The following is a 17,939-nucleotide window of genomic DNA, read 5'->3' on the forward strand; positions in this document are numbered from 1 at the left end:
AATAGTATTCATTTTCTATTGATTTAATAGTTTGATTATTGACATTTATGTTTGGGTGGAACGGGATCATAACCGCTTCCTCCCCAAGGGTGGCATCTTAAAATTCTTTTAAATCCCAGCCAGAAACCTTTAAAGATCCCATGAACGCGAAGTGACTCAATCATATAGTGAGAGCAGGTAGGTTCATAGCGGCAGTTTTTGGGAAGTAAAGGCGAGATAAACCATTGGTAGAATTTTATCAAAATTACCAGTGGAAATGTAATGATTTTATTGAATGTAAGTTTCAAAACAATGCAAAAATAGGGTAAAAAAATGAAAATTAGTTTAAATTTGTTATAAGTTTCGGTGATCAAAAATCCGGAACATTGATCTTAAAAAAAGAATTACTTTGAATCAAAATATTCCACTAGCCGAAAAACTGAGACCCAAAACCCTGAGCGATGTATTGGGGCAGGAACATCTTACCGGCGACAAAGGAACGATCCGAAAAATGATCGAAAATAATACCCTGAATTCACTGATTCTCTGGGGACCTCCGGGAACCGGGAAAACTACTTTGGCGGAAATTATTTCAGAGCAGTCAGGAAGGAAGTTCTATAAACTTTCTGCAGTTTCTTCAGGAGTGAAAGATGTGAGAGATGTGATTGATGATGCTAAGAAACAGAATTTGTTTTCAGGAAAGTCACCTATTTTATTTATTGATGAGATTCACCGGTTCAACAAGTCTCAGCAGGATTCATTGCTTCATGCGGTAGAGAAAGGTTGGATTGTCCTGATTGGAGCGACTACAGAAAATCCAAGTTTTGAAGTGGTTTCGGCTCTGCTGTCAAGAAGTCAGGTGTATATTTTAAAAGCTTTAAGTTATGACAAGCTAGAGGAATTGATCGATATTGCTTCCGAAAGGTATAATAAAGATGAAGGAACCGATTTTAAAATTCTTGAGAAAGAAGCTTTCATCCAATATTCCGGTGGTGATGCCAGAAAACTGATCAATTCTGTAGAATTGGTTTTGAATCAGTATAAAAATTCAGATACAACGGAAATTATTAATTCCGATGTGTTGGAAGTTCTTCAGGAGACAATGGCTCTTTATGATAAAAATGGAGAGCAGCATTACGATATCATTTCTGCTTTTATCAAATCCATGCGTGGTGGGGATCCGAACGGAGCGGTATATTGGCTGGCAAGAATGATTGCCGGAGGAGAAGATATTAAGTTTATTGCAAGGAGGATGCTTATTCTGGCTGCTGAGGATGTAGGGCTGGCAAATCCAAACGCTTTGGTGGTCGCTAATAATTGTTTTCAGGCGATCAATGTCATTGGAAATCCTGAGGCGAGGATCATATTAAGTGAAACAGCAGTCTATCTTGCGGTTTCACCTAAAAGTAATTCTGCTTATATGGCCATTAATGAGGCATTGGCCTTGGTGAAACAAACAGGAAACCTTCCGGTGCCGCTTCATTTGAGGAACGCTCCTACAAAACTGATGAAAGATCTGGATTACGGAAAAGAATATAAGTATGCCCATTCTTATGAAGGAAACTTTGTGGAACAGGATTTTCTTCCCGAAGAAATCAGGAATGTAAAACTCTATGAGCCCGGTAATAATTCAACGGAAAAGAAGATTTACGAAGAGCTTAAGAAAAAATGGAACAATAAATATTAGAAGTAAAAAAGGATGCTGAAAAACGGCATCCTTTTTTGTATGATTCAAATTATTCGGTAGTGTAGATAAACAATGTTTTCTTACCGTTGTAATCTTTTGTTTCTGCTCTTTTCGTGATTTCAGGATAGATCATTGTGCTCGTGTCCGTAAATTCATATCCTTCAATAAATACCGGGTTATCTGCCGGAAGATTATATTGGGCATTCATATTGGATAGCGCCATTCTGTCAAATACATTTTCTCCGTTTTTGAATTTATATTCAGTTACCCCTTTTGTAAAAACAGAGCTGTATTTTTTTAAACTCTGGGGAAGATTTGCCGGAGAATTGTATACTTTCGAAACCTGTAATACGTTTTTCTTTGCATTGAATAATTCTACTGTTCCAATAGCGTTATCAGCAACTGCAAACTTCACAGCAGGATTTTTTTGCTGTCCAAATAAAGTAGCAGAAGATAGTATTAAAAAAGAATAGAGTAATTTTTTCATAATCAGAATATGTAACTGTTAAAAACGTGATAAATATAGTTATTTTTTATAAAATGTGAATGAATTCTTGAATTGTTTTACGTTTTATTTAGAAATAAAAACTTTTATCCTGATTGTTAGTCTGTGGTTTCTTCGGTTTTATCTTTTTTATCAACCATATTTCTTATAATGTTTTTTAAACGTTGAAAAGCAAAAGAACTTAATAATAATATGATTCCAAGTGCAATGAAAGCGCTGATTCTTGAAATATTGTCCATTTGCCATACATCATAACCATAAAGTTTTAATACCATAAGTCCTACCAGTGCAAAACCAATTTTGTTGTATTCCTGAATATCTTTCTTCAAACCGATATAAATAAAAACACTGGCAAGGATAGTCCATAGGATTGGAAGATAAAGAATATTGAAATGCTCACTTGTTTCATAAGAATGAGGAATATCATTAGACACCATTAAAACATAAGAATGATGGAATTCATAACTAATACAAATAATAACGGCCAAAGACATGATCCAGTAAGAAATCGGACGTTTATGAAACTCCGAAGTAGGAATGATCCTGAAACATACATATATAAAAGGTATCCACTGAAGCAAATGCAGTAAATAAAAACTTAAATGTAACCTCTTTGTTAAAATAGCGGGAACAATTGAAGAAACGGAAACCGATAAATTAAGGGTTGCCAAAATAAAAAGCAGATAGATAAGAACGGTCTGGATATCACTGCTGATATTTAATGTTTTTCTGAAAAGTAATAAGATGAAAATATAGTAAATCGTAAATAATAATCCTATGCTGGTAATCGCTTCCCATGGCATGTCTGAAATATGGTATGTAATCTCAAGAAGGAAAGTAATATAAATAACTCCATAGCTGACAACGGTAATAAGATCTTCAACGAAGTTATTGGGTTTTGATTCCTGCTTGGTATTTCTTAATAAATATAAATTGGCAATAATAGAAGCTATGGTAAACGAACTCGTGATAAAAGGTGGATTAAAAACAATGGTAAAGTCATTGGTTCCGAAATATTCTGTCCAGGTTACAATCTGAGCAATCATGACCATTGGAAAAAGAATATAAAAGAAAATCCTGAAAATGTTATGTCCTGTTTTTTTCCAGATGAAAAGAAGCAGGGTGGTTTCTATGGCCCAAATACTGGTGATGAGATGTGTTTTGAATTGAATAGCTATAGCTGTTGTGATAAGGCTGGTAACCAGTCCAGCAAATACAGAATAAGGAATACCGAAGCTTTTTTGACCATATTCTCTAAATAGCAGAATGGAATTTACGGCTGCAAAAATAAGAGGGAAGATGATTGGCGGCTCGTAATTCAGGGTATCAAAAATGTAAAGCAGTCCGAGGACACTCGAAAAATTAGCTAAAGCAAGTATTAAAATATCAGAAGTCGAGAGTACATTTTTCCTGAAATAATCATGCAGGGCAAAAACGTAGAAAATCACATAGCTGATCAGGTAAAAAGTAATGCTTAGTAATTCTGTACTCTCATTCGTCCAGTAAAAAAGATAGGCCGTTGTGAAAAGATAGGCTGTCCATCCTACGCTTTTCCAATGCTGAAGAAAAGAAGCTGTCAGCATACCTATATTTAAGAGAGTGAGGTAAATAAAAAGGAAAAGATAGTTGCTTTGTCCGGTGCTGATCATCAATGGAGCAGCGAAACCGCCTATTAATGAAAAAATAATCAAAACCTCGCTCTTATAATAATAGGATAGGAGGATAGAAGCTGCGGTAATCAAAGCAGTAATGAAAAATGCAGTATTCTGTGTGAAAAGATGATATTCCCGGAAAGCAATCGTAGCTGTGAAATACAAAACGGCAATGCCTCCACCGGTTATGATAGAAGCAAATGTGGTGTAGTTTTTTCGGAGGAAATGTCCCGTAATGATAATTCCTGCTCCGGTACACAATCCAATAGCAGCTCTTGCTGTTTCTCCGATCCAGTTTTTATCAATAGCATATTTTACAAAATAACCTATTCCAAGAACAAGGGTGAAAATACCAACAATGGTCAAGGCATTTTGTTTTAAAAAATCGAAAACAGGAGTAAGCCAGTCTTTTTGTTCAGGCGTAGGGAGTTCTTCCGTTCTTTCTTTTTGTTTTATATCTTCATGAATAACTTGATGAGGTTGTATTTGCTGCTGGATCATAGCCTCTTCTGTGGAAGTTTTTTTATGAATAGCTTCAGCCGGAGCTGGAGTCTTATTTATTTTATAATTAAGATCCGAGATTTCCTTTTCAAGTTTTCTGATTTTAGTATTCAGATTATTGAAAATGATGAAGATTATGATAAGGATTATGACAGCAACAAATTCATTCATTTCATTCGTTTTATCAAATATAAAGAAATGTTTGAAAAGCTATTTAAAAAAATTAACCCATCACAGTATAAGCGATGGGTTAACGGTATAGATAACTAACAATATGTTTTTACTAGTTTGATACTTTGTAGATATAGAAGGAAGCAACACTTGAACCTAATAAGCCTACACTGATATTTCCTGTATCAACAAGTCCGAATGAAATTTTATCACCCGCCTGAAAAGAATATAAGGAGTTGATACTAGAGTCGGAAAATGTAATGTTAATAGCTAATGCAAGGTTGATACCGCTGAATGGGCGTGTATCTATCAGAGTTGTTACTGCAGATCTGGTTCTGGCTATTCCGATACCTGGAGCACCTGATAGCAATGAAGCCTGTAATCCTGTTCCATATCTGAATGCAAAGCCAACAGCATACACACCAGTAGATGGAATATTATAAGAACCGTCAGCATTTGTAAATAAAGCTGCACTTCCTATTGTTCTGTCAGCTTGTAAAAAGTTGACAGGCTGGAAATCTGAAGGTAAAACTCCTAAATTCAGGATATTGATACCTGTAGTTTTTCTTGCATTATACACTGTGGTATTGGTTCCGGAGGCAGCTATTAATATTGCCGGATCCATAGAAAAGACCTGAGTGGTTCCCTGGTTAACTGCTAAAACCTGATATCCTGGTAGTGCTGTGGCTGCTGGTACGTCTCTAACTTTCAATGTTCCGTTAACATCCAGCGTTGCGGTTGGAGTAGCCGTATTGATACCGACTTGTGAAAATAATGGTAGAGTGGCACACGCTAACATTAAGCTGTAAAGTTTAGTTTTCATGATCAAGATTTTAATTAGTTGCTTAGCAAATATACAATAAAAATTATACCCACCGTTGTGATATTTGTATTTTTAATATTAATATGATGTAATATATTTAAACATATGTTTGTATTTACATTGATTTATCTTCATAATTTAATTACGAGTTATTATATTTCTTTTTTAATTAATATCCTGTTTATAAGGGTTTTAATAAAAAGTAATTCTCCCTAGGTGGTGGGTTATTGTGATGTGAAATGAAGTTGTTATCCCTTGAATAGCTTCTCTTAAAATTTTGTGATTTTTTTGTGTTTTTAATGGATATAAAAGAAAAAACACCGCCTGATGGCAGTGTTTTTTTATCATTTTTTGGTGACTTCGATTAGCTTTCCAGGAGGAATTCTTTATAATTTCCAAGAAAATCAATATTAGCTTCAATAGATTCGAGCTCTTTAAGGGCGTTTCCGTGCAGGATATCTTCCCAGGGTCCTTCTACATTGATGAAGAAGAAATAATTTCCCAGTCCGGTTTTTAATGTTCTGGATTCAATTTTGCTAAGGTTCATCTTTCTCCATGCGAAAACAGATAAAACCTGGTGTAGCCCACCGGGATGATCTTCTGGCAGCGTAATCAGCATTCCTGATTTTTCCCCTAAAGTTTCCAGTTTGTCATTTTGGTACTTGTTCTGTTGTTTGGAGATGATGATAAATCGGGTGTGATTCTGTTCAAAATCCTGAATATCACGGTTGATGATCTTTAATCCGTATAAATTAGCTGCAAATTGATTGGCTACTGCTGCAATAGTAGTGGCTGGATTTTCTGAAACAAATTTTGCCGCCGCGGCTGTAGAGGAGAAGTCTTGTTTAGGGATCTCTTTATAATGAGTATCCAGAAAGTGAAAGCTCTGTGCTAGTGCCTGCGGATGTGAATATATTCTTTCAATATTCTCAATGGAGTTTTCCGGGTGAATCATCAGGTGATGGGCAATAGGCATTACTGCTTCTGCTTCAATTTTAATAGACGGGGTTTTATATAAATAATCCAACGTCATAGAAACGGTTCCTTCGATAGAGTTTTCCAAAGGTACGACCGCTTTTACTGCCTCTCCATTTTCAACAACATTAAAACAATCCAGAATACTGGCTTGTGGTAATAGCTCGTCATTAGGAAAAAGCTGTGCGGTGGCAAGCTGGGTGAAACTGGCATGAGGTCCCAAAAATGCAATCTTCATAATATAATATATAAGGGATGATTAAAATAAAGGTACAAAGGTGCGAATTAATTCATAAATAGAGTATGTGTTGCGATTTTGTTTTGTTATGGGTTGCGAGTTGCTGGTTTATTTTGTTATGGGTTAAGTAGAGATAGGTATTTTAACTGTATTAAAGAATTCACTCTACACTTGCGAAGCAAAATTCACTATTGACTTTAATAGCCTCTACCTGTATTTTGTTGAACACCTCACAAATCCCTAATCCCTGCCACCTACTAACTACTCCCTTTCAACCCAGTTCTTCTCAATCATTTCCATGAGGAATTCCGGACACTTGATAACTTTGTTGGTTTTCGCATCCAAAAAGAAGAGAGTAGTAGAAGCTTCTGTTATTTTAATATGCTCTTCATTGTAAATTTCATATTCAAATTCAATTCTTACACCCGGAATTTTTTTTACATAAGTATGAATTTCTAATTTTTGGTCATACAAAGCCGGACGGATATATTTAATTTTGTAGTCTGAAACAGGGAGCCAAATTCCTTGGTTTTCAATTTCATCGTATGAAATTCCTATGGTTCTGAAGAGCTCAACTCTCGCTACTTCGAAGTACGTTGCGTAATTACCATAGTATACATATTTCATCGGGTCTGTTTCTGCGTAACGTACTCGTATTGAGTGTGTTGTGTGTATCATTTTAGGTCTTAAATTATACATACAAATATATTTTTAAATAATCAATACCTGCAATATTTTTTTTTGAAAAGAAAAAATTGGACCTTTGTCTTCCTTCTAAACACAGTACAAACAAAGAATAATCGGGGCATAAAAATGGATGACAATTTAATGATGATATGGCAGAAATGCCTTCAGTTTATGCGTGATAACCTGAACGCAGCTGAAGACAATTCTGACCTGAAAAAACTTGAAAAATCTTTCGATATGTTATTCGACAAGGTTCAGCCACTTTCATTAGTAGCTAACAACCTTACGTTGATCGTACCGAGTGATTTTTACAAGGAATATATAGAGGACAATTACCTGTCCTTACTTTCTGCTGCCCTGAAGAAAAATATTGGAAAAGGAGTGAAATTATGGTATTCTGTGATGGAAAACAGACCAAAAGGTGAAGAAAAACCAGTTACCATGAATATCAAGGGACAAAGCGTTCCTACTCCAAAAACACAGGAAACAATGCCACAAGGCTTTTCTGCTAATATTGTAAACCCGTTTGTAGTTCCTGGAATTAGAAAAGTAAATATAGATTCTAACCTGAAGCCTGACTATTCATTTGATAGTTATGTAGAGGGGGAAAGCAATAAATTTGCAGCCACTGTAGCCAGATCCATTGCAAAAAGACCTGGTGCAACAGCTTTCAACCCGTTATTTTTATATGGAGGTTATGGAGTTGGAAAAACCCACTTAGGACAGGCTGTAGGTCTTGAAGTAAAAAATCAGTTTCCTGATAAAGTAGTTCTTTATTTGTCTTCGGAAAAGTTTATCCAGCAGTTTATCTCTGCTGCTAAAGCTCATAAGCAGACTGAATTTGCTAATTTTTATCAAATGGTAGATGTTCTGATTATTGATGATATTCAGTTCTTGTCAGGAAAATCTGCTACACAGGATAGTTTCTTCCATATTTTTGATCACCTGCATCAGAACGGAAAACAGATCATCCTTACTTCCGATAAAGCGCCTGCAGATATTATGGATATTCAGGACAGAATTGTTTCCCGTTTCAAATGGGGGCTTTCTGCGGAAATAAAATCTCCGGATCTATCCACAAGAAGACAGATCATCGAAGATAAACTAAGTAGAGATGGTATCATTCTTCCGGGAGATATGCTTGATTTCCTTGCTGTTGAAACAAAAACCAATGTAAGAGAACTTATCGGAGTGATCAATTCGGTGATCGCTTACTCTACAGTATATAAGAGAGACTTGAGTCTTGAATTATTGAAGGAAACCATCAACAGAATTGCTGCTAACCAGAAGAAAGTCATTAACATTCCTTATATTCAGGAAGTTGTTTGTGATTATTTTGGAATCAAAAAAGAGCAGTTACTGTCAAAAACAAGAAAAAGAGAGATTGCATTACCAAGACAGCTTGCTATGTATTTCTCCAAAGAATTAACCAATTCTACATTTAGTAAAATCGGTGAGGAGATGGGAGGAAAAGATCACTCTACAGTAATGTATGCTTGTGATACTATTAAAGACGTATCGAAAATTGATAAAGAAATCAAAAAGTACGTAAAAGATCTTACAGAAAGAATCAAACAATAAACAGTTTGAACTGAAAATAAATTAAAATGAAGGATAGTTTTATTCTTCATTTTTTATTTAGTTTTGTCATGGCAAAAGACTCTTTTAAATATCAGCATATGAAAATATTAATGGTTTGTCTGGGGAATATATGCAGAAGTCCGCTGGCAGAAGGAATTATGAAAACAAAATTACCGGATGGTTATACGGTAGATTCAGCGGGAACCATTTCAATGCATGAAGGTGAGCATCCTGATAAAAGAGCCATTAAAACTGCAGCCAATCATAATATTGATATATCCGGCCAAAGATCAAGACCTATCACAAGGAAAGACTTTGCAATCTTTGATAAGATCTATTGTATGGATATTGATGTATTGGAAGATGTAGTTTCAAAAACTAAAAATGGAGAAGAACGCCAGAAAGTATCATTATTCTTAGAAACATTGGGAGATCACAAAAATGCTGAGGTTCCGGACCCGTATTGGGGCGACATGAAAGATTTTGAAAGTGTTTTCCAGCTTTTGGATAAAGGATGCGACGCTATCAGAAACCAAATTTCAAAATAATAATCATGAAAAAGCTGTTTTTACTGCTTTTATTAAGCATTAATTTTTCCTTTGCTCAAACCAAAGATGAAACAGAAATCCGTAAAGTAATGGATGACTTCATGGGATGTATTAAATCCAGAGATGAAGCCAAATATCTTGCATTGTTCCAGGAGCCGGTGCTCTGGACCGGTATTTATAAAGACAGAACACAGGCCAAACGTCTTGAGAAAAATCCTAAAGCGGATTACTATTTTGCCGATGATTATAAAGCTTTTATCAAAAGTTTTAAGGATGATAAATCTGAAGAAAAATTTGACAATATTAAGATTGTGGAAGATGGAGCAATAGCCTCTGCCAATTTTGATTACAGCTTTTGGTACGACGGTAAAATGGAAAACTGGGGAAAGGAGATCTGGACATTAATGAAGATCAACGGAACCTGGAAAATCACCTCTGTTACCTTTTCTATGGATTTGACAAAATATTTCCCACAACCTACATTAAACGAAAGAACTAAAAAATAATACAATGCTTTTTTTACTCCCTGCTTACTTATCAGAAAATACTTCTATCAACCACTTTTCACCTGTTTTGAAGGATTATATCATGCAAACAGATTATTTCTTTGTGGAAAATGAGAAAACAGCACGAAAGGTTGTTAAGTTTTTTGCTCCGGAAAAAAAGCAGGCTGATCTGAAGTTGTTCTTATTGGATAAATACACGGAAAATGCAGATATCAAAGAGGCTCAGGAACTAATGCTGAAAGGGCAGGACTTTGGATTGTTGTCAGAAGCCGGATTGCCATGTATTGCAGATCCCGGAAACCTGATTGTGAAATGGTGTCATGAGAAAAATATCAGGGTGATCCCGATTTCAGGTCCTTCATCCATTATTCTTGCTTTGATTTCCAGTGGATTCAACGGGCAGGAATTTACTTTCCATGGCTATCTTCCCATCGATAAAGGAGAGAAAAAGAAACATATTATGAATCTCGAAAGTCTTGTTCAGAAAACCGGATATTCGCAGATTTTCATGGAAACTCCTTACAGAAATAATCAGCTTTTTGAAGATTTATGTAAGTTTTTATCACCCAATACAAAGCTTTGTATTGCAGCCAATATCAACGATCCTGAACATGAATTTATCAAGACAAAAACAATAAAAGACTGGCAAAAACAAAAGCCGGAACTTCATAAAATTCCTGCAGTATTTGTCCTTGGGAAATAAGCTTTATTCTTTTTGATTCAACGTAATCTTAAGAATCTTTACAATTTACAGGCTGAGAGAATTAAATATTCTCTCAGCCTTTCTTTTTTTGATTTAAGAGAATTTTCGGTAATTCATTAGCAGTCATATCAATAACAATACTTTACCTCTTTATTTTCTCTCTTTATTCTTTTAAATGTGGAATCAAATAAAATTTATTTCAATAATAAGTGATTAATTTATTTAATTTTCACTATTTTTATGCTTTAACATGTTGTGATTATATGTTAATAATAATATGTTATGAATTATTATTTTATGTTTTAATTTGAAATATTAACTAATTTATTTTGTTTAATTTGATTTTTATTAAAAAGTTTATAATTTAAATTTTTTACTGAATTTAAGCTAATCCCTTTTGTGTTTCTTTAATGATTTAGAGGGCAGGGGTTTGAAAAATTAGCTTTATAGAAAATTGATCCGATACAATCAACCCTAAATATTTAAATATGAAGACACGTAAAATTTTTTTTCCGGTATTGCTGATGTTGGCTATGCTGGTACCTTCTTTAATGCATCTGTCTGCACACGGATATGTTATGAGCCCGGCCTCACGAGGATATCAGGGAAGCCTGGATAAGGCTGCACTTGGCTATTCTGTAGCGTTTGGAAAATATGGTTCTGTAATTAATGAACCAGGTTCACTGGAAGCGCCAAAAGGATTTCCTGTATCTGGCCCTATAGACGGAAAGATTGCTTCCGCTAATGGAAGCATAGGGGGAGACACTACACTGGATCTCCAGACTGCCGACAGGTGGAAGAAAACAAATATCTCTACGGGTGTGAATGCTTTTATCTGGAAATACTCGGCGTATCATGCGACTGCAAAATGGCATTATTACATGACAAAGCAAGGCTGGAATCCTAATCAACCTCTTTCCCGACAGGATCTTGAGCTTATTGGCACAGTCACACATAACGGGACACCACCACAAGATAATGTTTCTCATCAGATTACCGTTCCTGTTAACCGTACAGGTTATCATATTATTTTAGCAGTTTGGGATGTAGCAGATACCACCAATGCATTTTATAATGTAATTGATGTGAATGTAACCTCCGGAACAGGAGTTTCTGCACCTGCCACTCCTACAGGATTAACTCAGGTTGGAGTAACAAGTTCTTCTGCAAAAATAAGCTGGAACCCACAATCAGACGCACTATCCTATAATGTTTTCCGTAATGGACAGAATATTCAACAGGTAAGCGGGGTTTCATTTGAAGATACTGGTTTAGCTGCTAATACAATCTATACGTATGAAATACAGGCGAAGGGCTCTTCAGGACTTACTTCAGGAAAAAGTACGCCACTCAATGTGAAAACAAATAGTGAGGGGACAATTGAAAAACCTACAGCACCGTCCAACCTTCATTCGATGGCAGTTACTGAAAACTCAGTTTCACTCATGTGGATGGCTTCTACCCACTCACAGGGAATCAAAAATTATCAAATCTTTGAAAATGGAATCAAAGTAGGAGAAACCGTACAAACAAGCTTTTTAAGAACAGGATTAGCGCAGGATACAGAATATCGTTATACCGTAAGATCTGTTGCCATGAACGATCAACTCTCTGATGCCAGCAATGAATTAAAAATCAGAACGAAGAAAGTTACACCAGGAAATGGACAATCCTATTGCGGAGCAGAGCAATATAATGCTGCTAATGCATATCCTATAGCAGGAGTAAAAGTTTTCTATTCTTGCAAAATCTGGAAAAACAAATGGTATGCAAATCCGGGAGAAATGCCGGGAACCAATATGGTATGGGAAGAAGTAAGTGCATGTACTGAAGGGCCTGGTTGTGCATCAAGTGGTCCGGTTACTTATTGCGGTGCACAGGAATATAGCCCAACAAAAACTTATCCAACAGCAGGAACAAAGGTTTTCCATGCATGCAAAATCTGGGAAAACAAATGGTACGCAAATCCAGGTGAGGAACCGGGAAGTAATGCAGTTTGGAAAGTTGTAAGTAACTGTAATGAAGGCCAAAGCTGTAAAATATCAGCTCTTGCTAATAAAGAAAATGATCTTTTAATCATCGTATCTGAGCATCTGATCAATTTTGTACCTGAAAGCTCTTATGATAAAATAAGCAGAGTTGATGTCATTACTCCTCACGGACTTCAGATTATGACTTTCGTGAATCCGGGACAAAACAACATGAATATCAGCCGACTTCAGTCTGGAATCTATTTTGTGAAAATCCTTTATAAAGATGGAAGCAGTATTACTAAAACCATCAGAAAGTAAATTTTCGAAAATATTTAACAGCTGTTAACAAGACTATTGCATTGTTATTGATTTTAAACAAGTACTGGAAACAGTATAAATTGTTGATAATGCAGTAGAAATCCGGGCATCGAAGATGCCCGGATTTTTAATAAATTAATTCTGATCTTTCTTCTTCGACTTCCATTTTCTCCAAAGAACAATAATTACAGGAATCAGCAAAAAGAAAGGCCATAATGAAACCATTCCCAGAAGAAGGCTTACAAAACTATTCCAGCCTTCGGTCAGAGAATCCATAAAACGGCTTCCAAAACCAATTTTTGAAGTGGTTGAGCTTCTTACTTTTTCTTTGTATAAGTTTAAGTTCAGAGTACTGTAATTCACGCGGTCATCAATAAAACGAAGTCTGCCTTCAGCCACATCTATCTCATCTTCCAGTTCGCGGATATTTTCCTGAATTTCCAGCATATCCTTCGTGGTAGCAGCGCTTTTCAGCATGTCACGGTATTTTTCAAGATATATCTTTTTATTAGCCAGTTTTATAGCGATATCGGTATATTCTTCTGTGACATCATTAGATGAAATGTTTTTAGACAAAACAGTTCCTACACCATTCGAAAAGGAATTGATCAATGCATCAAAATTTTTATGAGGCACCCGGATAATCAGAGTAAGATTATCATCCATATCCGTATTTTGAAACTCTTCTTTCTGGATATAAGCATTGTTCTTTTTGATAATTTCATTGACCTGATTCTGTGTCTTTTTGATATCACCCACCTGAATCTTCATATCTCCGTTTTTGATGATTTTTTTGGAGATTGTATCAGTTTTCTTTGGGGTGTAAACATCTTTGTTGGTTCCGTTCTCATCAGAAGACAGTTTTTCAGAAACAAAAGCTGGTGGAGGTAAAGGTGCCGCTGCAGAAGAAGGTGTTTTATCTTCGGTTATAACTTCCATCAGATCGGCTTTCACTTCCTGTTTTTCACCACCTGATTTGCTGCAATTGATCAGAATAAGACCTGATAATAGGAAAATAATTTTTTTCATGGGTTAATTGTTAATTAGTTTTTTACGGATATGATCAAAAAGTGTGCTCAAAAATGATTGTTTGTAAGATTGATTACCATTTAAAACACGAGAATGTTTAAAAATAACTCAAGAAATAGAGAAATTAGCTGTAAAACCCACCTTAAAAATTGCTGAGACTGGTAAATAATTTTTATTTTTAATTCATGAAAAAAAGTCTTTTAGCATTTGTGTTTTCTCCATTTCTGATGTACGCCCAGGAAGCCCCGAAACTTACAGACGAAATGGCTATGAAATTATCTGATAAACCTCTTCACTGTATCAACCAGGAATATCCTAATAAAACAGCCCATATCATTAATAATGCCGGCGAAGTTCCTTTGACTCCCAAAGACCTTCACCCAAGTTTTTATGGATGTTTTGACTGGCATAGCTCTGTTCACGGACATTGGATGCTCACAAGACTTTTGAAAACAAAACCTAATCTCTCCAATACCAAAGAGATTGAAAAAATTCTGGATGAATCATTTCAAAAAGAAAAGCTGCAGACAGAAGCTGATTATTTTACAAAATATGAGCTAACGGGAACTTTTGAAAGAACCTACGGCTGGGCCTGGATCTTAAAACTGGACGAAGAACTCACGAATTGGAATCACCCAAAAGCTAAAATATGGCATCAAAACCTGAAACCTCTTACAGATCAGATCCTGAAATCCTGGAAAACGTATCTTCCAAAACAAACGTACCCCAACAGAACCGGAGTTCACCCTAATACTGCATTTGCCATGGTTTTTGCTATAGATTGGGCAAGAGCTAATAAAGATAAAGAGTTTGAAAACCAGTTGATGGAAAAGGCAAAATACTTTTTCTTGAAAGAGCAGAAAACTCCCGCTTATCTGGAACCGGACGGCTCGGATTTCTTTTCGCCAAGTCTGGAAATTGCCGATCTGATGCGAAGAGTTCTTCCTCAAAAAGAATTTGTACAGTGGCTGAATGCTTTCTACGAAAAAAGAAGTTTAGAAAATGTTGAAACAATCCCTGTGGTGAGTGACCTGAGCGATTATCAGACGGTTCACCTTGTAGGATTGTCTTTTTCTAAAGCATGGTGTATGAAAGGAATTTCCAATGCACTTCCTGCCAATCATCCATTGAAAAAAGATTTCAGAAAAACAGCAGATGTATTTCTAAATAATGGATTGCCGTTACTTTTCCAGGGAAATTATGGTGGAGATCACTGGCTGGCAAGTTTTGCGGTATATGCGCTGGAAGATTAATATTTGATCCCTGTCTTTTTCAGAATAAAGCCTAAAAGCCAGATCGGTCCTATCAGAAGAAACTGTAGATCTTTAAGGAAAGTGGGCTTTTCCCCTTCTATTTTATGACCTATAAACTGGAAAATCCATGTGATGATGAATACACTTAGGTAAACGATCCATGATTGTCTTCCCAAACTGATATTGGTAAGGTAGATAAAATGTTCCATAATAAGCATGATCACAATCATCATGAGAGCGATCAAAAAAGACAGTCTTATATAGAACAGCGTGATCAGAATAATCACCACAATGCTTATGATACTGGCACATCCGAAATAGGAAGCACAAAAATGAGGGGAGGGAATAAGGGAGGTAAAGCCCAGAATTGTCCAGAAAATTAAGGGCACACAAATCCAGTGAATGAACTTGTTGGTCGCATTTCTATGGCTTTTACTGTATTCGGCAAATAAGAGATCAACCTTTCTCATGCTGAAGGAAAATTGGATTAATGCTAAAATAATAAAATTTTGTAATCACTGGTAAGATTGCTTACATTTGTCTTATGTCTCCCCTGGAAAAATTTGGAGTTGATATTTTTACGGAACGTAATATTTTCGAGAGAATTGCTGTCGATAAACCTTTCCGTCCTGATAATCCTGCTTTTATCTTTATTAAATCAGGTACCATAAAACTTCGTCAGCACTTTAGTGATCTGGAGGTTTCTGCTAATATGTTTATGGTAACCGATCCGCAAACCATTTATGAAGTAGTTTCTGTGACAGATGATTTTCAGTCGAGAATGGTTTCTTATAAAAGAGAATTTATTTCTGCCTTGTCATTGAAATTTAACCGCCTGATTACGTATCGCTATTTCAGGCAGCAGATGAATAAAGGAGTTCCTTTTCCTGAAGACGAAATGGAAGTCGTCTGGAAAAGTGTCAATTTCCTGAAATATATCCTGGATTCTGAGACGGAAATGCTCTATAAAAAAGAAATGGTAGAGCATCTTTTCTCTGTTTTTTGTTATCAGATGGCCGGAATTATTTCCAAGGAAGATAACAGTTCTATGAATCAGATGTCCAGACAGGAAGAAATTGTATTTGTATTTCTTACTGATATTGCAGAACATCATCTTACGGAAAGAACTGTTGAATTTTATGCCGAACGGCAATCCATTACAACCAGACATCTTTCTTCCGTGGTGAAGACCATTACAGGCAAATCTGCAAGTCAGATTATTGCTTTAATTGTAATCAATGAAGCAAAAGTACTCTTAAACTCTTCCAATAAACCGGTTTCGGAGGTTTCTTCTATTCTAGGATTCAGTGATCAATACTCATTTTCTCACTTTTTCAAGAAACATCTGGAGGTAAGTCCTACACAGTACAGACATCAGTTCGAAAGTTAGAATCTTACATTTGAACATCTTTTTCCAAAAATCAAACATTTGATTGATTTTGTTGTTGACCTAACTTTGCATCTGTAAAACAAGGTAAAATGACAAAGCAAATAAAAACAGCACTATCAGTTCTGATAGCGGCCTTTCCTGCGCTGTTTTTTTCACAACAGATCAAGCAGATGACCGCAGGTGAGGTGGCGGAACTCGCTGTTCAGAATCACCAGCAGCTCAAGGTTTCTGCCCAAAACATTGGTATTGCAAAACAAAATACGAATGTTGTTAAGCTTCAGAAACTTCCTACCATCACAGCTTCTACAAGCCAATTCTATTTAGGAGATGCAGTCGCTATTGACAAAGACTTTTCGAATTCTACAAATGTTCCGATGCCGCATTATGGAAGTTCATATGCAGTACAGGCAACACAGCTGATTTTCAAAGGAGGACTGGTGAATAAATCTATTGAAATGGCGGGGCTTCGTGAACAGCTTTCCGAACTGGATTTAGAGAAAAACAAGCAGGATGTGAAATTTTTAGTGATTTCCAATTATCTGGATGTCTATAAAACCATCAATCAGGAAGAGGTGTTTCAGAATAATAAGAAACTGGCTCAGGAACGTCTTAAAAATATCCAGAAGTTCTATCAGCAGGGAATGGTGACCCGAAATGAAGTGATTCGTGGAGAATTGGCCATCAAAAATTTGGATCAGGGAATTCTTACCCTTACCAATAATAAGAAAATCCTTAATTATAACCTGAATATTGCTTTAGGTTTATCTTCAGACACGGAGATTGTTCCTACAGAAAATCTGGAAAACAAAGAATCCGGAATAGGCATGGATTATTACACGGATCTTGCTCATGAAAGCAATCCGCTGTTGAAATCTGCTCAAAAAAATATTGCGGTCGCAGATAAGAACATTGAGATTATAAAAACCGATAATGCACCTACACTGGCCGGATTTGGCGGATATACACTGCAAAGACCGATCACGACCAGAAATCCTGTTTTGGATATGTATTCAGGAGGCTGGCAGACCGGAGTTTCTTTGAGTTATAACATAGATACCCTTTATAAAACGAAGGAAAAAGTAAAATTAGGTGAACTGCAAAAAAATCAGGCGAATGATGTGATGACCCTGACACAGCAGAATGTAGACATGGGAGTGAATGCTGCTTATACAAAATATCAGGAAGCGATTCAGCAAGCTGATATTCTGAATGATTCTAAAAGACTGGCAGAAGAAAACTACAAGATTACAGAAGCGAAATATCTGAATCAGCTGGCTGTACAGGCAGAAATGATTGATGCACAGAACCAGAAGCTACAATCAGAACTGGATTATGCCAATGCTGAAATCAATGTTTTGTATCAGTATTACAACCTTTTGAAATCTACAGGAACACTTTAATTTTTAAAACTGAAAATCAA

The 17,939-nt window shown here is 36.0% G+C and carries 17 protein-coding genes; 9 read left to right on the top strand and 8 right to left on the bottom strand.

Features of this window, described 5'->3' with window-relative positions:
* Positions 1-35: 35 nt before the first annotated feature.
* Positions 36-287, bottom strand: a complete 252-nt coding sequence (gene yidD / locus ACM6F9_RS15105) for a membrane protein insertion efficiency factor YidD (protein WP_047423501.1) — start codon at positions 285-287, stop codon at positions 36-38.
* Positions 288-388: 101 nt separating this feature from the next.
* Between yidD and ACM6F9_RS15110 the strand changes: the two genes are divergently transcribed.
* Positions 389-1,666, top strand: a complete 1,278-nt coding sequence (locus ACM6F9_RS15110) for a replication-associated recombination protein A (RefSeq protein ID WP_414846470.1) — start codon at positions 389-391, stop codon at positions 1,664-1,666.
* A gap of 49 nt (positions 1,667-1,715) precedes the next feature.
* Here ACM6F9_RS15110 and ACM6F9_RS15115 read toward each other — a convergent pair whose 3' ends face one another.
* The 5 genes from ACM6F9_RS15115 to ACM6F9_RS15135 form a co-directional block, all read right to left on the bottom strand.
* Complete coding sequence (locus ACM6F9_RS15115; RefSeq protein ID WP_414846471.1) at positions 1,716-2,153, bottom strand: hypothetical protein; 438 nt, start codon at positions 2,151-2,153, stop codon at positions 1,716-1,718.
* A gap of 116 nt (positions 2,154-2,269) precedes the next feature.
* Complete coding sequence (locus ACM6F9_RS15120; protein ID WP_414846472.1) at positions 2,270-4,495, bottom strand: DUF2339 domain-containing protein; 2,226 nt, start codon at positions 4,493-4,495, stop codon at positions 2,270-2,272.
* Positions 4,496-4,607: 112 nt separating this feature from the next.
* Positions 4,608-5,318, bottom strand: coding sequence for a hypothetical protein (locus ACM6F9_RS15125; RefSeq protein ID WP_414846473.1), 711 nt, complete (start codon positions 5,316-5,318; stop codon positions 4,608-4,610).
* A gap of 364 nt (positions 5,319-5,682) precedes the next feature.
* Positions 5,683-6,531 carry a prephenate dehydratase gene (gene pheA / locus ACM6F9_RS15130; RefSeq protein ID WP_414846474.1) on the bottom strand — a complete coding sequence of 283 codons (849 nt, stop codon included), beginning with the start codon at positions 6,529-6,531 and terminating at the stop codon, positions 5,683-5,685.
* A 261-nt stretch (positions 6,532-6,792) separates the two neighbouring features.
* On the bottom strand, positions 6,793-7,209 hold the full coding sequence (locus ACM6F9_RS15135; RefSeq protein WP_414846801.1) for an acyl-CoA thioesterase: 417 nt from the start codon (positions 7,207-7,209) through the stop codon (positions 6,793-6,795).
* Between the two features lie 135 nt (positions 7,210-7,344).
* On the opposite strand from ACM6F9_RS15135, the gene dnaA reads away from it, so the two are divergent.
* The 5 genes from dnaA (at position 7,345) to ACM6F9_RS15160 (ending at position 12,847) form a co-directional block, all read left to right on the top strand.
* On the top strand, positions 7,345-8,799 hold the full coding sequence (gene dnaA, locus ACM6F9_RS15140) for a chromosomal replication initiator protein DnaA (protein WP_105701539.1): 1,455 nt from the start codon (positions 7,345-7,347) through the stop codon (positions 8,797-8,799).
* 98 nt (positions 8,800-8,897) lie between these two features.
* Entirely contained in the window at positions 8,898-9,347 is a 450-nt protein-coding gene (locus ACM6F9_RS15145) for a low molecular weight protein-tyrosine-phosphatase (protein ID WP_414846802.1), read from the top strand.
* Between the two features lie 5 nt (positions 9,348-9,352).
* A complete protein-coding gene (locus tag ACM6F9_RS15150) occupies positions 9,353-9,853 on the top strand; it encodes a nuclear transport factor 2 family protein (RefSeq protein ID WP_414846475.1) in 501 nt (166 codons plus the stop codon).
* A 4-nt stretch (positions 9,854-9,857) separates the two neighbouring features.
* Positions 9,858-10,556 carry an SAM-dependent methyltransferase gene (locus ACM6F9_RS15155; protein ID WP_105701542.1) on the top strand — a complete coding sequence of 233 codons (699 nt, stop codon included), beginning with the start codon at positions 9,858-9,860 and terminating at the stop codon, positions 10,554-10,556.
* A gap of 488 nt (positions 10,557-11,044) precedes the next feature.
* Positions 11,045-12,847, top strand: a complete 1,803-nt coding sequence (locus tag ACM6F9_RS15160) for a lytic polysaccharide monooxygenase (protein WP_414846476.1) — start codon at positions 11,045-11,047, stop codon at positions 12,845-12,847.
* Positions 12,848-12,982: 135 nt separating this feature from the next.
* Here the strand turns inward: ACM6F9_RS15160 and ACM6F9_RS15165 are convergent, their stop codons facing one another.
* Positions 12,983-13,876, bottom strand: coding sequence for a DUF4349 domain-containing protein (locus ACM6F9_RS15165; protein WP_414846477.1), 894 nt, complete (start codon positions 13,874-13,876; stop codon positions 12,983-12,985).
* 185 nt (positions 13,877-14,061) lie between these two features.
* Between ACM6F9_RS15165 and ACM6F9_RS15170 the strand changes: the two genes are divergently transcribed.
* A complete protein-coding gene (locus tag ACM6F9_RS15170) occupies positions 14,062-15,129 on the top strand; it encodes a DUF2891 domain-containing protein (RefSeq protein ID WP_414846478.1) in 1,068 nt (355 codons plus the stop codon).
* On the opposite strand, the gene ACM6F9_RS15175 is transcribed toward ACM6F9_RS15170, so the two are convergent.
* A complete protein-coding gene (locus ACM6F9_RS15175; protein WP_414846479.1) occupies positions 15,126-15,599 on the bottom strand; it encodes a DUF962 domain-containing protein in 474 nt (157 codons plus the stop codon). The two genes, ACM6F9_RS15170 and ACM6F9_RS15175, sit on opposite strands and share 4 nt — an antisense overlap.
* Positions 15,600-15,673: 74 nt before the next feature.
* Here ACM6F9_RS15175 and ACM6F9_RS15180 point away from each other — a divergent pair, with 74 nt between their 5' ends.
* Positions 15,674-16,519 (top strand): helix-turn-helix domain-containing protein, encoded by an 846-nt coding sequence (locus ACM6F9_RS15180; RefSeq protein ID WP_414846480.1) that lies wholly within the window; start codon positions 15,674-15,676, stop codon positions 16,517-16,519.
* Positions 16,520-16,608: 89 nt separating this feature from the next.
* Positions 16,609-17,919 carry a TolC family protein gene (locus tag ACM6F9_RS15185; RefSeq protein ID WP_414846481.1) on the top strand — a complete coding sequence of 437 codons (1,311 nt, stop codon included), beginning with the start codon at positions 16,609-16,611 and terminating at the stop codon, positions 17,917-17,919.
* Positions 17,920-17,939: the final 20 nt, after the last annotated feature.

Source organism: Chryseobacterium sp. IT-36CA2, from assembly GCF_949767875.1.
Lineage (GTDB): Bacteria > Bacteroidota > Bacteroidia > Flavobacteriales > Weeksellaceae > Chryseobacterium.